Source organism: Dyadobacter fermentans DSM 18053 (genome assembly GCF_000023125.1).
GTDB classification, from domain to species: Bacteria; Bacteroidota; Bacteroidia; order Cytophagales; family Spirosomataceae; genus Dyadobacter; species Dyadobacter fermentans.
In genome coordinates, this window is the sequence record NC_013037.1 from 5190575 (window position 1) to 5206453 (window position 15879).

At 53.4% G+C, this 15879-nt stretch carries 9 protein-coding genes; 2 read left to right on the forward strand and 7 right to left on the reverse strand.

Annotated elements, in window-relative coordinates; translation table 11 throughout:
* Positions 1-45: 45 nt before the first annotated feature.
* The 7 genes from DFER_RS21345 to DFER_RS21375 all read right to left on the reverse strand — a co-directional run bounded on the left by DFER_RS21345 (position 46) and on the right by DFER_RS21375 (position 13419).
* A complete protein-coding gene (locus DFER_RS21345; protein ID WP_015813728.1) occupies positions 46-918 on the reverse strand; it encodes an AraC family transcriptional regulator in 873 nt (290 codons plus the stop codon).
* 388 nt (positions 919-1306) lie between these two features.
* The gene (locus DFER_RS21350) at positions 1307-2290 is read right to left on the reverse strand and encodes an arabinan endo-1,5-alpha-L-arabinosidase (RefSeq protein WP_015813729.1); all 984 of its coding nucleotides are present in this window, start codon (positions 2288-2290) and stop codon (positions 1307-1309) included.
* On the reverse strand, positions 2290-2979 hold the full coding sequence (locus DFER_RS21355) for a DUF3823 domain-containing protein (protein ID WP_015813730.1): 690 nt from the start codon (positions 2977-2979) through the stop codon (positions 2290-2292). Before DFER_RS21355 ends, DFER_RS21350 begins: the two co-directional genes overlap by 1 nt.
* A gap of 5 nt (positions 2980-2984) precedes the next feature.
* Positions 2985-4868: a RagB/SusD family nutrient uptake outer membrane protein gene (locus tag DFER_RS21360; RefSeq protein WP_041736577.1), complete on the reverse strand. Its 1884-nt coding sequence runs from the start codon at positions 4866-4868 to the stop codon at positions 2985-2987.
* Between the two features lie 8 nt (positions 4869-4876).
* On the reverse strand, positions 4877-8074 hold the full coding sequence (locus tag DFER_RS21365) for a SusC/RagA family TonB-linked outer membrane protein (RefSeq protein ID WP_015813732.1): 3198 nt from the start codon (positions 8072-8074) through the stop codon (positions 4877-4879).
* A gap of 274 nt (positions 8075-8348) precedes the next feature.
* Positions 8349-12101, reverse strand: a complete 3753-nt coding sequence (locus tag DFER_RS21370; RefSeq protein ID WP_041735393.1) for a PVC-type heme-binding CxxCH protein — start codon at positions 12099-12101, stop codon at positions 8349-8351.
* Positions 12102-12294: 193 nt separating this feature from the next.
* A complete protein-coding gene (locus tag DFER_RS21375; RefSeq protein WP_015813734.1) occupies positions 12295-13419 on the reverse strand; it encodes a Gfo/Idh/MocA family protein in 1125 nt (374 codons plus the stop codon).
* 302 nt (positions 13420-13721) lie between these two features.
* Here DFER_RS21375 and DFER_RS21380 point away from each other — a divergent pair, with 302 nt between their 5' ends.
* The gene (locus DFER_RS21380) at positions 13722-14294 is read left to right on the forward strand and encodes a GNAT family N-acetyltransferase (RefSeq protein ID WP_015813735.1); all 573 of its coding nucleotides are present in this window, start codon (positions 13722-13724) and stop codon (positions 14292-14294) included.
* A 45-nt stretch (positions 14295-14339) separates the two neighbouring features.
* Positions 14340-15770: a glycoside hydrolase family 125 protein gene (locus DFER_RS21385; RefSeq protein WP_015813736.1), complete on the forward strand. Its 1431-nt coding sequence runs from the start codon at positions 14340-14342 to the stop codon at positions 15768-15770.
* Positions 15771-15879: the final 109 nt, after the last annotated feature.

Sequence of the window (15879 nt, forward strand, 5' to 3'; positions counted from 1 at the left end):
ATGTCCCTGGCCCCGGCGGGGCCTCCTGGCAGCCGCTGACGTAACTCAAATATCCCGAAACCCCTTCTGATACTCTCCCGGTGACATGCCGGTTGTCTTTTTGAATACCCTATTGAAATTCGTGACGTGGTCGAAGCCGGTCTGGTAGCAGATGTCCGAAAAGCTGTCGAATTTACCGGAGAGGATGATCTTGCAGGCTTCGTTGATGCGGACTTCGTTGAGGAAACTGACGAAGGTTTTGTCGGTGTGTTTCTTGAAATACCGGCAGAATGCCTGGGGCGTGAGGTTCGCGATTTCGGAGATTTCGGCCAGGGAAATGTGGCGTTTGTAGTTCGTGACCAGGTATTGAAAAATGCGGTCCATGCGGATTCCCTCGACTTCCGATATGACCTGCTCGCTGTTGCTCGTCGCGAGGGGTTTCAGGTCGCGGGTTGTAGAAAACTGGTAGAGTAGCTTGATGAACGAAGCAACCCGCTGGCTTTCTTTGTGTTGTATGATTTCCGAAATGATTTTTTGCACCGCCTCCCGCGCTTCTTCCGGGATTTGGAAACCATTGTGAACGCCATGGACGAACTTCCGTATGTTGGCCATCTCCGGCAGGCTCAATATATTTTGCGACAGATAGTTAGGGTCGAAAAAGATAGATACTGAATGGATTTGCCGGGGTTCGTCGGGGTTGAAATAGGACTCGTCGTTCTTGAAAATATGCGACTGGTTGGCGCCGATGATGTAGATATCCCCCGACTCGAACCGCTGCATATAATTCCCCGCTACCAGGATTCCCGAGCCTTCCACCACCCATTCGATCTGCACCTCGCGATGGCGGTGCAGATGCGGGTAGTAATGCGGCAATGTTTCCTCCTGGACAACAATTGTACTTTCGCGGGAAACGGGAATGGTGAACTGTACGACTTTCATAACATTAAATATACGCAGGAAGGTTGATTAATGCTTCATGCTGCGGGTATTTGTAATAGGGTTTTTGTATTTTTCAGATAGTAGCGGTATGCACGATGTATGGGTCGACGTTGTGTTAGTTGTTACATGCCTAGCGGCATTTAGCATTGCGGCGGTGTACATTTGCTACCAGTGTTACATGCCTAGCGGCATTTATGCATTCTACCCATGTACCATTGCTACCAATGTGCCATACCTAACGGTATTTATACATCGCGGCGGCGTACATTTGCTACCAATGTGCTATCCCTAACGGCATTTAAACCTTGCGCCTTAATCGCGTAGCGATGTAATATTGGTAGCAAAGTAATAGCCTCTCCGTTACCTGAATCCCGTCAGGGATGTAACATCAACGCGTACGCAACGCAGGCCAATCACCCTGCCAGTCCAATGGCTCCACGCGTAACTTCGAACGGCCTTTGTCCTTTGCATCGTACCCATGAAATACTAGGTAATCCGCGCCATCGAATGTGCATACCGCATTGTGCCCCACACCGTGCCATTCTGCATTGCCTTCGAGCAGCAATGTGCCGCCGCCTTGCGTCATCGGCTGTCCGGTTTGGTCGAGGTAGGGGCCGGTGAGTGTTTTGGAGCGGCCTACCCGCATTTTGTAGGTACTTTTCTCGCCGCGGCAGCAGTAATCGTAGGAGGCAAAAAGGTAGTAATAATCCGTTTTTTTGAAAATAAATGGTGCTTCGATGGCCCCGTTGCCGGCTGTGGAATCGCTGCCCGGCTTTGTACGCGGTACGCTGGCGAGGGTAAACCAGGTTTGCGGCTGGGCAATGCTGCGGGCGTCGGCGGTGAGTTTTACCACCTTGATCCCATTCCAGAACGAACCGAACGAGAGCCACGGATGCTGCTGGTCGTCCACGATCAGGTTCGGGTCAATGGCGTTCCATTCGTCGCGGCCGGGCACCGATTCTATCAGCGCGCCATGGTCGGTCCAGCGGTAGTCGGGGCTCGCCGGGTCGAGGGTTTTGTTGGTGGCCAGGCCAATGCAGGAGCGGTTTTTTCCGAATGTGGAAATGGAATAATAGAGATGGTACACGCCGTTGTAAAGCGAAATGTCAGGCGCCCAGATGTGCCCTCTGAAACCCGGCACGGCTTTCATCGCCCATCCGGGCGGCGCGCTGAACACCGGCTTCTCCTTCTTCCAGTTTTGCATGTCCTTCGACGACCACATGGCTATGCCGCGACCCGTTGCGAAAAGATAGTACGTGCCGTTTTGCCGGATCATCACCGGGTCGTGAACGGGAATGTTCGTTTGCAAAGAATCCTGGGCGCGGCTCATTGGCGCGCCCAGGATGAATAGTAAGAGAATCGCCAGCCTCATTATTTCAGCATAATCTTTTGAGGCATGCCGAACAGCATTTCACCAACCCCGGAAGTTTTTACGCCCACACGCGCATAAATGTACTGGCGCGACGCGTGCGCGGCCGGGATGTTCACAGTCAGCGTCACAGGTTTGGTGAGGTCGGTCAGGTTTGCGGCTACTTCCTGCGCGTTGCCCACATTGTTGTTAGGGTCTACGATTGTGGTCGTGCCGATGTACAGGTTAACGCGTTCGAGCGTCCGGCCGGCCGCTACTTGCTGTACATTGAAAGTAGCCGAAACTTTGCCTTCGCCTTTGGAATACACATCGTTTTTAACCACAAAATAAGGGTTCACCGGCACGTCGATCTCTTTGGAGCCTTTTAGCTCCACATCGATGGAATCGGTGTTGTCCGTCCACGGACCGTTGCCACGGAGGCGCACCAATTTATAGTTCCCGTCAAACAGCGACGCGGCAAATGTGCCGTCCTGGTTCACATGGACCGGGATTTTGGTGAAAAGCTGGTAGCCACGCTGCCAGATTTCGAGCTGCACGCCGTTGGAGCGGACGCCCACAGGCTGGCCTTCAAATACGACCCGGCCTTTCAGCACCGACTTCGGCTCGGTGCGGTTATCTTTTTCACACCCCGCCAAACCGACTATCAATGCCAGCAACAGCGCGGGAATGCACGTTATGATTCTTTTTTTCATTGCGATTAATGGAATGGGTTGCGGATAATTTTCGGGTTATTGTCGATCACGCTCTGCTGGATGGCCGAGTAGTAATTGCCCATCTGGAAGAACCGCGGCGTGCGGAAACGGGGCGCTACCAGCTTATCGAACACATATTTTCCGTGCGTGGCATGGCCCGGGCGCACCACGCGGTACGGATACAACGCGTACATCACCGCATCCGGATTGGACGCGTTGCCGTTCCAAACCTCGTGCGCAATGCGCCATCTTTTGAGATCCCACACGCGGTGGTCTTCAAATGCCAGTTCCACGCGGCGCTCGTTTTGCAGTTTTTCCAGCGTAAGCGTTTTCAGGCTGTTCGCAGGGAAGCCGGCGCGTTCGCGCAGGGTGTTGGCATATTTCAATGCATTGGCATTCTGGCCCAATTCGAAAGCGGCTTCGGCGGCATTCAGGTAAATTTCACCCAGCCGGAAGCGCACCCACCACATGTCGCTGCGGATACCGCGTGTGCTCGACATGGCGGTTTGGTCCACATATTTGCGCAGGTAGAAACCGGTGTTCGAAACCTCCGTTTGCGAGCGCTGCGGGCCCGACGAGCCGGTAAGCAGGCCCCCATCGTCATACACCGAGCCGAGCACATTGGATTCCACCGTTCTGAATGCATTGGTAGCATTATCCCACACTTTCACACCCGCCTGGATCTGCACTTCTGAGCCGCGGAAGGTGGTGCCGGGGAAGATGATCGTTCCGTAGAGGCGGGCATCCTTGTTGGCAAAAATATCCTGCAACTTGTCGTAATAAACGTAGTCCGTATTGCCGGCATTGCGGTTTTTGAGCTCGCCCGAGGTGCCGTCGAGGTATTCGTAATCCTCCACGAGGTTCAAAGTAGGCGTAATGGACGATGACGACAGATTGTCTTCCCGCACATTGCGCGCGATGTTGTCGTAGGTAAATCCGTGGCGCTTATCCTTGCTTACGAGGAAGTCCTGTGCCCATATCACCTCGCGGTTGGCGCTTTTCTTGGTAACGGCTTCATAAAAATTCACGCCCTTGTCGGGGTTCGTCTTGTACAGCTCGTAGCTGCCGCTGCTGATGATCTCCTCCGATGCTTCCAGCGATTTGGTATAATAATCATTAGCCCTGGAAGCAGGAATGCCCACTTCGCCGCCGGGCGTGGAGATTGGCGACGCCATGCGGCCGTTGTATTTGGCAATGGAAGCGGCATACAGCATGGCGCGGCTTTTCACGGCCAATGCAGTGAACTTGTTGGCGCGCGTGTTGCTCGTTCCGTTTCCAAGCTGGTCTTTCACGGCATCGAGCTCCGAGGCGATGAAGTCGTACACTTCCTCCTCCTTGTTGCGCGGCTGCTGCAATGCGCCGGGGTTGCCGTCGAAGTTGTAGATCAATTGCTTCGTCACCAGCGGAACGCCGCCCATGCGCTTTACGTGCTCGAAATACACATAGGCACGCAGGAAGCGTAGTTCGGCAGAAAACTGGGTCTTTTGGGCTTCTGTGAGCTTCACCGCGTAGGTCTGGATGTTTTCCAGGGCCAGGTTGATGTCGCGGATGAGGCCGTAATCCCACAGCCGCCAGCGGTCGAAGGCATAGTTGATGAGGTTGTTACGCGCATCGTCGTTATTGGACCACATCGCTTCGTCGTATGCGGCAAAGTCCTGCCAGCCTTCGCGATTGATCGCGTTTATATCGCCGTTCGAGCCGTGGCTGAGGTCGGTGTGGTAGGGCAGGCGGTCGTAGTAGTTGGCGAGCAGGCCGGTGATCATCTTCGGGTCGTTCCATACCTGCTCTTCGAGGATGATATTCTGCGGCTTGCGTTCGAGCCAGTCGTTGCAGCCCGACAGGAACAGCAGCGAGGCGGAAACGAATATATTAATGGATATTTTTTTCATGATTAGCATTAAAAAGTGAGGTTGAAACCTGCATTGAACAAGCGCTGCTGCGGATACACGAGCGCATTACCCGATGAAATTTCCGGGTCGATGCCGTACTTCTTCACATTGTCGATTGAGAAGAGGTTAGAGGCATTTACATAAATGCGTAGGGCCGAGAGGCCGATTTTTTTCGAAATGTTCTGATCGAAGCTGTAACCGAGCTCGATGTTACGCAGGCGGATGTAGCGCACGTTGGTGATCCAGAAATCGCTTTTGCGGAAGTTCACGTGGCTGGTGTTATCCTTGCGAATGGCCGGGTAAGTACCTTCCACCCATTTGCTGTTCGGATCGAACGGATCTTCGCGGTGCCAGCGGTCTTCGAGCATGTAGTTGGGCGAAGTACCGTTGTTTTGGTAAGGGATTTTCAATTCCCAGTTGCGCTGGAAGCTCTGCAATGAAGCACCTGCGAAATCGAAGAACATCGAGAAGCCTTTGTAAGAAACGCTTCCGTTCAATGCAAAGCTCAGGTAAGGGTTGGCGCCTTCTGCGTAGCCGATCGGACGTTCGTCGAGGTTGTTGATAATGCCGTCGCCATTCACATCCTTGTAAATGAAGTCGCCGGGAAGGTGAGAGCGGTTGCCCTGGCCGTCGTTATCCACCGCATGGCTCTCGATCTGCTCCATGGACTGGAACTGGCCTACCACCTGGTAACCCCAGTTGATATTTCCCCAGCGGTCCACAAACGAGTCGCGGTATTCGTTATAAGAATTTCCGAAACGCGGTTTGTAGAAATCCAGGTCGCGGCGGCGGGATAAGGTTGCGTTGGCGCTCAATGTGTAATCCACCTGGCCTACATTGCTTTTGTAGGTCAAAACACCTTCCAAACCTCGGTTCGTGTCCGAGTTGAGGTTTTCGTTCGGCAGCGAGTAGCCCACTTCCGACGGCAGCAGCACATCGTAACGCGCCGCAGGCAATCCGGTGCGTTTTCTTTCAAAAATATCAAACTGACCCGACAACCGGCCGTCCAGCAAGCCGAAATCGATACCGATGTTGCTCGTGATGTTGGTAATCCATGAAAGCGTGGTGATCGGCAAACCGCGCGGGCGCACGCCGATGTTGTAGTTACCATCGAAAATCGCGCTGCCTTGCAGGAAGTTGTAACCCGGCAGGTAGCTGAATGGCGCTACTACGAAATCGTTGTTGGCATTGTTGAGACGGTCGGCACCGGTGCGGCCGTACGAGGCACGGAGTTTCAGGCTGCTGAACACATTTTCCAGCTTGCCTTTGAAGAAATCCTCCTCCGAAATACGCCATCCGGCCGATACGCCCGGGAAGAAACCGTAGCGTTTGCCCGGCGCATAAAGGAACGAGCCATCATAGCGGCCCACGAGTTCGAGCAGGTATTTTTGTTTGAAATTATAATTAACCCTACCCACATACCCGGCCCGCGCCTCGGTGCTCCATTCGTCGATGAGCAAATCCTGGTTTGCGAAGGACATTAATGGAATGTAGTTGTTTGGCGGAACGGTGTGCACCACGAGGTAAGTATTCACATTGTCGGAACGCTCGTAGGCGGCTACTGCGGAAATGTCGTGGTCGCCGAATGCTTTCGCATAGCTCAGCTGCAACTGGGCGAAGCGGTCTACGATGTTACGCTTGCGACGTTCGCGCCACGGGTTTTGGTTACCGCCGCCGGGCACTACGTTGTAAGTGTCGGTCTTTTCGTCGTAGGTGTAAGCGTCGTACGTATATTCGAAACCGTCGAAGTCGAAATTAGAGAATCCGTAGGAATAGGTTCCTTTCGCTTTCAGACCGAATTTGAAATCATATTCGGCGTAGAAGTTGCCTTTTACGGCCCTGGTGATCTCGTCGATGTAGCCGGTCACGTCCTTTTTGTAGGTCGCCGGGTTCACGTTCACGTTGTGGGTCTGGTTAATGTAAGCCGGGTTGTCGTTGGCGTACGGACGCTCGGTGGGCCACATGGTGAAAATGCTGAGAAAGGGGTTGAAATAATCATCAAGCCCCGGCACACCCACCTGGAAGCGGTCTTCGATACGGCCGCTGATCTGCGTGCCCACTTTGAGGCCCTTCGTGAGGCTCGATTCGAGGTTGGCCTGGATGTTGGTCCGTTTAAAGTTATAGTCGCGGATCAATGCGTCCTGGTTCAGGTGGCCGATCGACAGGAAGTAGTTCATCTTTTCGGTACCACCCTGGACATTGGCATTCCCAAAATACTGCGGCACGTTGGGGCGCATGACCATGTCATAGTAATCAAAGCTCTGATAGCCCTTTTCTGTGCCCACGCGCCATTTTTCCAGTTCAGCTGGTGTAATGGACGGCGTCCGGCCCTGGTTCACATCCGATTCCACGAGGCCACGCATGTGCTGGTAGGCATTGGCCGGCTTGGGGTAGCGGGTGAAGTTTTGCAAACCATAGTAGCCCGAGAGGTTGATCTTCGTCCCGTCGCCCGCTTTGCCGCGCTTGGTAGTCACGAGCACCACGCCGTTGGAAGCCCGCAAACCATAAATGGCTGCCGAGGCGTCTTTCAGGATCGACACGCTCTCGATGTCGTTCTGGCCAAGGTTGTTGAAGCTCGCCGCGTCGGAAGGAATGCCGTCGATGACGAACAGCGGCGTTCCCATGTTCCGGATCTGGATGGTGGTGGCTGCTCCGGGGCGCGCATCGGCTTTCCGGGCGGTGATACCCTGCACCCGGCCTACCAATGCATCGGCCGTTCCGATCGATGGCGTACGCACGAGGTCGCGCGCCTGGATGTTGCTTACCGCACCGGTCACCGCGGCGGACGACTGCGTTCCGTAACCTACCACCACTACTTCCGTCAGCTCCTCGCTGCTCGGCAGCAATGTTACCTGGATGTTGGACTGGTTGCCGATCGTGATTTCCTGCGAGGTGTAGCCGATGAACGAGAATGCGAGTGTTACGGCATTGTCGGGGACATCGAGCGTGTAAGTACCGTCGGTGCCGGTAATGCTTCCGGTGGTGGTGCCTTTCACGACCACGCTCACGCCGGGGAGCGGGTTGTTCTTCTCGTCGACTACCTTTCCGGTGATGGTTTTGTCTACCGGTTTTCGGTACGTCACGGCCGGTTCAAAGCGGAGTTTTTCCGACCAGACCTCCTGAGGCGACAGGCATCCAGCTGCCAAAAGGGCAAAAAGAGGCCTGCGAAGCCCCATCAAGGGGTTTCGTCTGTTTTGGTTGTTCATTGTTAACCTGGGTTAGATGTGAGTAGTTATAAAAGCATTGTAGTAGTTTGTTGGTATTTCTAATTAATTTTTAATAAAATATTGAATTAATGCTATTTAAAAAGTGGTAAAAAAATAGGCTCTCCGTCGGGTTGTGGATACCCGTCGTCTATTTGCTTCCCGAAATCAGCGATCCAGATTCGCAGAATGCATTTTAAATGCCCTGCGAATCTGAACGCTAATTATTATACGTAATTCTGAATTGCTTTTCTAAACCATAGGCTTGCAGTTAGAATTATAACCCTTTGTCCTTCACAACTTTCATGACCCCGGTCATCAGACGCCAGTGGCCAGGGAACGTACATACATACGGATAGTCTCCAACCTGATCCGGTACTACAAACTTCAAGCGGTAGGTTTGGCCGGGGTTTACGAGCGGTGTCGCAGCCAGAACCTGAGGGATATTGGGTACATAATTCTTCTCTGCACCGTCTTTGGCGGTGATCATCTTGTCGGCAGCAGCGCCGATGATCTCGGTAGACTTGGGACGTCCTACCACCACATTATGCTGCATCGCATCCGGGTTTTCGAATACGATTTCAACGGTTTTTCCAGCCACCGCGGTGAATTCGGTGACGTTGAACTTCATTTCTTCACGAATGGCCTTAATGGTCACGACCTGTACATTCGGATCTGCCACTACTTCTTCCTTGATGCCGTAAGATTCCAGCAAAGTCGTGTAGCGGCTGCTCAGGTCGTCAGGAATGGTGCCTTTTACGGTAGCCAGCAGTTTTTTGCCTTCGTCGTTGGCGGTTTCCTTGCGTTTTGGATTCCAAGCACCGAGCACGCCTTTGATCATCGCATTGCGTCCCTGCGCATCGAGTGATTGTGCGGTTTGAAGCAATTTCAACACATCGTCGCCGCTGGCGTAGGAAGTGTAGCCGCGTACGGTACGCTCCAATGCGAAATCGGAGAGGCGGTCGAGGCGACGCACTTCGAACGACTTGCTCATCGTGTTGTTCTTGTTCTCGTCTTTTTCAGGAACTACATTGTCCACGTCCACAGTCGCGGTCACATTCACTTTGCCCGCTTCGTCGGAAGTAAAACCGAATGCAGTTTTCCAAGGGCCGTTGTTGCCTTCTACGAGCTTGACGGTTTCACCCGGCGCAATGCCGTTGGTGAGCTGGCGGCTGATGTAGTTGGTATTCAAAGAACGGCTGCGGATGCCCACATTCACGGTCGGCACCTGCTCTTTCGTCACAGGTACGGAACCGATGTTGGTGATTTCAATGGTCACCCGTGCGTACTCGCGAACGTAAGGCGTTTTCGGCTCTACGGTGATGTTGGTAATCGCCAGGTCGGCTGATCCCTGAACAGTCACTTTGCTGGCGCCGTGACCTTCGTGGTTCATCTCTGAATGATCGGCGTGGTTGGCGGCGGCAGCGGCAGTTTGCTGTGCTGCACTTGCGGAACCCGCTTTGGCAATACGTTGCGCGAGGTATTTGGTGCGCAATGCACCGTCATGCGCATTGAGGACCGCGGCGAATGCGTCCGGCATCCAGCGGTCTTCTGCATTGGAATACGTATCGAGCAATGCAAGCACTGCGGTTTCGATCTGCGGGGTCAATGGTATTTCGGTGAATGCGAGGAGCGTGTTCAATACTACCAACGGTTCTTTGTCGTGCAATGCATCGGCGGTAAGCAATGCTTCTCCGCTGGCTGCGGTGCGTGGGAGCACTTTCACAGCGGTTTTGCGTACGTCGTTGGATGGGTGTTTCAATGCTTCCACTACTGCTGGCAGCACTTGCGCGTCGCCGATGGCATTCAGGCCTTCCAATGTCCACAACGCGTGGATGGCAGCGGTATTCAGGCCGATTTCGTCAACGGATTTGTCTTTAACGAGCTCAACGAGTTTCGTTACTACATCTTTGTTGCCGCGTTCCACGAGAAGGCGTTGCGCGTGCTGGCGCCAGAACATGTTGGTGTTTTTCAAAGTCGCTACCAATTCATCCGGGCGGTTTTTGCTCAATGTAATCGGCGTATATTTCGGTGCATTCTTCCAGCCGATGCGGTAGAGGCGGCCGTGGGTGAAATCGCGCAACGGCGTTTCGTAGGCGTTACCTTTTCCGTTTTCCGAGCCCTTAGGGGTTGGGTTGTGCTGGATAATGTAGCTGTACCAGTCGGCTACCCACACGGCGCCGTCCGGGCCAACTTCCGCGAAAACGGGAGCAACCCATTCATCGGCACCTGCGAGGAGGTTAAAGCCGAGTTGATCCTCATAATCCGTACCTTTTTTCACCATCACGTTCTGGTGCAGAATGTGGCCGGTAGGCTCGGAAACGAATGCGACTTTATTCCAGTATTGTTTCGGATACGCGCGGGCGGTGTAGAAGTTGTGGCCTGCTGCGGCGGTAAATCCACCGAACACGTCCACCTGGCGCACTTTCGGCGTGATTGGCTGCATGTCCTTGTGGGTATCGGTGCTGCGGCTGCCGTTATCGACTTTGCTTTGGCCGAAATAGCGGTTCGGAATGGCGCTGTACCAGCCGTGCGAGTTGTTGGCCGTTGAGCCGAACAGGTCACCAGCCTCATTGAAGCCCAATCCCCAGGTGTTATTCGAAGTTTTAGCGACAATTTCCATATCCGAGCCATCCGGTTTGAAACGGAACAGTGCCTGGCCGAAATCCAGCTGGTCGCTGTTGCCTACCTTGCCTTTGAAGCCGGAGTAACCCACCGAGCCGTAAACCCAGTTATCGAAGCCGTAGTGCAGGTTGGAAGGACCCGCGTGCGTATCGCCGGTACCGAAGCCGGAGAAGAGGATTTTCTTCACATCGGCCTTGTCATCGCCATTGGTGTCCTGCAAAAACAGCATATGCGGCGCCTGCGAAACGACCAGACCGCCGTTCGCGAATGTCATACCGGTAGGAATGCTCAAATCATCGGCGAACTTGGTGAATTTATCGGCTTTGCCGTCGTTGTTCGTGTCCTCGCAGATGAGGATGTAGTCGCTACCGCCGGTGTCTTTGCGTTCGTTGGGATAATCTTTCGTGATCAGCACGTACAATCTGCCGCGCTCGTCCCAGGTCATTGCGATAGGGTGCATCACGTCCGGCTCATGCGCGAAAACGCTCAATGTAAAATCAACAGGAACCTGAATGTGCTTCACCGACTCTTCCGGTGAAAGCGGCAACTGCTGCAACTGCGGGCCGGGGCGCTGCTCGTAGTTGGGCAGCTGTGCCTCGCGGTATTCGAATGGTTTCGGAGCCAATGCCGCCAATGCTTTGCGTGCATCGTCGTTTACAGCCCAGAGGATACCTTTTTCGATCAGGTCCTGGAAGCCTTGTGTGCCCCAGGTGCGCTCGTCGTGGCCGTAAGCGGTGTAGAAAATCCGGCCTTTGCCGTGGGTTCTTACCCAGGTGTAAGGCTCTTTCTGCTGTCCGGGACGGTCTTTTTCCTGGTCTTTCTGGATCAGGCGCTCGGTGAGGACAATGTTGTCGGGTTGCAGCAACGTGTGCAGGTACGTTTCATCCACGGTTTTGAATGGCTGCACGCCTGCGATGGCCGGGTGCTCAGGCTTGGTCCAAACCGGCTGGATCGTGTCCCAGGTATGGCGCCAGAACTGTCCGCCGATGAGCTTCACCACTTCTGCATTGTTGCGGAAGCAGTACGAAGCGCAGTGAATGGGGATAAAGCCTTTTCCGCTGGCCACATAGTCGAGCAGCGACTTCGCCTGCTGCGGCGCAATCGAGTCCCAGTTGGCGTACAGCATCAATGCGTCGTACTTGGCGAGCGTTTCGGGGTTCAGGTCGTTGAGGTTATCCGTGTAGGTAAAGTTGATGCCTTTGGGACCCAATGCAGCCATGATCTGCGGAACGCGCTCGGCGGGCTTATGATGGCCCTTGTCGCCCAGGAACAGGATTTCCAGACGGCGCGCCTTTGCCTCGCCTTTTGCGGAAGCAGTTTTAACCGACGCGTTCTGGGAGTTTTGCTGAGAGGCACATCCCAGCAGGACAATACCTAAGATAAAGGATAACGCTTTGGTCTTCATTGAGATTAATTTTTCTTTATTGTATTTGGGACTAGGTAGATTAGTGTGTGCGATAAGGTATATTAGTAACATCGTGCAAGCCCTTCGACTTCGCTCAGGGTGACAATACTAATGTATTCTCTTGTTCACTTCGCTCAGGTGACACCCGTATGGTCACCCTGAGCGGAGTCGAAGGGCAATGCACAATGCCGCTTTACAAACTTTGAAAATCAGGCAATTTGATAATCGCGCCGCCTTGCATTGCCGACTCGTGCGCAAGAATACCTACGCTCGTCCAGTTGGCCGACTGCCATGCGTTCGGGAAAGGCTCGCGGTCTTCGATCAATGCGCTGATGAACTCGTGCGCCAAATGCGGGTGCGAACCGCCGTGGCCGCCGCCTTGTACAAACGACAAGTGGGCGTTGTCATCCAGGTTATAAACGCCGTGACCGGTGAAATGACGGATCTCCTCCGGCAAATAATGTGCATAATCCGGCGTAGTCACTTTCTCAGCGATTTCGTGCTCAGGCTTTTTCGCGGTGTGGATCACGGGATCTTCGCCTTCGATCAATGGCCATTCGAATGATTTTTTGCTGCCGTACACCTCGAAGCTCTCGCGGTACTGGCGCGCCACGTCGAACAACGAGCGGTACACGTACGCCGACAAGTCGCTGTCTTTGAACTTAATATGTGCCGATTCTACCGCGAATGGCGAGTTGTGGATCTTGATCAGGTCTTCGGAAATCGTTCCTGAACCGAAGCATGAAACGTATTCTGCTTCGAGTTTCAGCAAGCCGGCTACCGGGCCTACGCAGTGCGTCGCGTAGTGCATTGGAGGCAATCCCGGCCAGTAGTCGGGCCATCCTTCCATATCCTGCTGGTGGCTCGCTTTGAGGAACTGAACTTTGCCCAGCTCGCCTTTTTCATACAATTCTTTGACAAACAGGAATTCGCGTGCGTACACCACGGTTTCCATCATCATATATTTTTTGCCCGTTTCGCGGGTCGCTTTCACGATTTCAATGCAATCCTCTACGCTGGTTGCCATCGGCACGGTACAAGCCACGTGCTTGCCGGCGCGGAGGGCTTTCAATGTCTGCTCCGCGTGGTTGGGGATAGGGGAGTTGATGTGGACCGCGTCGATGTTCGGGTCTTTCAGCAGCTCGTCATAGTCGGTATAGCGTACGTCAATGCCGTACTGGTCGCCGATTTCATTCAGTTTCGATTCCGTACGCTGGCAAATCGCGTACATATTGGCATTGGGATGTTGCTGGTAAATGGGGATAAACTCGGCGCCGAAGCCTAATCCGATAATGGCAACATTAATTTTTTGAGACATATTGATTAACAGGTTAATGATTCACAGATCAGTGGTTTAGCAGAAAAAACGGATTGATTCGGCATAAACGGCCGGTGGTGTGCAGCCCGGCAAAAAGTTCAGTTGGTGTGGATAGTAATCGACAATACAATTTTAAAGCAAAATAGTGCTAAAAACTTTTCAGGTTTTGATTAGTACTGTGCGTATTTTGACCTATTTTTAAGCTAATATCGGTTTTAATGCAAAAAATAGCTAGAAAAAGCCCGCCAAAACGCCGATTTTGCGATAATTGAGCCGTTTTCTTTACCAAAATTCCCATTTACATGATCCGACCCGCCCGCCCCGCCGATGCCGAAGCCGTAGCGCCGCTACTTGTGCTGGCGATGGGCCACATTGCGGGCATCTTCGCACGCTCCACGCGTTACGAGGATGCGATCCCGTTTTTCGAAGCGTTTTTCAAAGACGGCGACAATCAGTATAGTTATGCCAATACACTTGTGTACGAAACCGAAGCAGGCGTGATCGGCGCCATTACCGGCTACGACGGCGGCCGGCTCCACGAGCTGCGCCAGCCGGTGCTCGACAAGCTCCGCGAGGCCGAACCGGATTTCAATCCCAACGACGAAACCGAGCCCGGCGAGTATTACATCGACTGTGTGAATGTGGATCCCGGGCACCAGGGCAAGGGAATTGGCAAAGAATTGATCCGGGCTTTTTGCGAGCATGCCCAAACGCTCGGGTACGGACGCGTGGGACTCATTGTGGACATGGTTAACCCCGCTGCGAAGCGGCTGTATGAAAATTTGGGCTTCCAGGTGGCTGGTGAAAAGGACTTTATGGGTCACCGGTATTTTCATATGGTGCGCCAGAGCCCGTCGTATTCCAAATTTGCCTAAATTGCTTCTTTAATAGTTATTGAGCGCCCATCATAAACCTACCTCATGTTTGAAAGAAGAGATTTCATAAAAGCGGGTGCATTGGCAGTCGCAGGATTGGCCATGCCCAAATGGTCGTTTGCCAAAAGCGCCGACTTTCCGGTAGTCCGCATACCGGCCGATAAACGCAGCTTCACCAGTCCGGCCGTGGAGGCGACCATCGCCCGCATGAAAAAAGTCATCAAAGACCCCGAGCTGGCGTGGCTTTTCGAAAACTGCTTTCCCAACACGATCGATACCACTGTACATTACAACCCGGTAGACGGCAAGCCTGATACTTTTGTGATCACGGGCGACATCGATGCCATGTGGCTCCGCGACAGCACGGCGCAGGTGTGGCCTTACCTGCCATTGCTGAAAGAAGATGCGAAGCTGAAAGACATGGTGGCAGGCCTTATCAACCGGCAGACCAAATGCATTATCATCGATCCTTACGCAAATGCATTCTACGACCGCCCGAAAGAGAGCGAATGGAGCAAGGACCAGACGAAAATGAACCCCATGCTCCACGAGCGCAAATGGGAGCTCGATTCACTTTGCTACACCATCCGTTTGGCCTATAATTACTGGAAAACCACCGGCGATACCAAGCCATTCGACGCCGACTGGCTGAAAGCGATGGAGCTCGTGCTGCAAACCTGCAAGGAACAGCAGCGCAAAGACGGGCCGGGGCCTTACAAATTCGGCCGCGTTACGAGCTGGTCCACCGACACCGTGCCGGGCAATGGCTACGGTAATCCGATTAAGCCGGTGGGACTTATTGCCAGCACATTCCGTCCTTCGGATGATGCTACTATCTTCCCATTCTTCATTCCTTCCAATTTCTTCGCCGTCGTTTCCTTCCGCGAAGTAGCCGAAATGCTGGAAAAAGCGTCTGCGACCAAAAACGCGAAACTGGCGGCCGATTTCCGGGCGCTGGCGACGGAAGTGGAAGCGGCGATCAAGAAACATGCGGTGATTGACCACACCCAGTTTGGCAAAATCTATGCATTCGAAGCGGATGGTTACGGAAACCATGTGATGATGGACGATGCCGGCATTCCGGGGCTTATCAGCTTGCCTTACCTGAATGCGGTGTCGGTTAAAGACCCGATTTATATCAATACCCGCAAATATGTGCTGAGTGATTCCAATCCTTATTTCTTCAAAGGCAAAGCCGGCGAAGGATTGGGCAGCCCGCATACGCTCGTGAACCAGATATGGCCAATGGGCATCATCGCACGCGCGATCACTTCCACGAGCGATAAGGAGATCGAAGCGCAGTTGAAACTGCTCAAAACGACGCATAACCACACCGGTTTCATGCATGAGTCGTTTGACAAGGATGATGATTCGAAATTCACGCGGAAATGGTTCGCGTGGGTGAACACGCTGTTCGGCGAGCTGATTCTCAAACTTGAAAAAGAGCGCCCGCATTTGCTGGCGAAGGTCTACTAACTACCCGTGCATTCAGCACAAGCATATTCAGCAAAGCAAATGCCCATTCAAATGCCTTCCGGACTACGAGCCGGGAGGCATTTTTGCTATCCCGGACTATTGCTTTTAT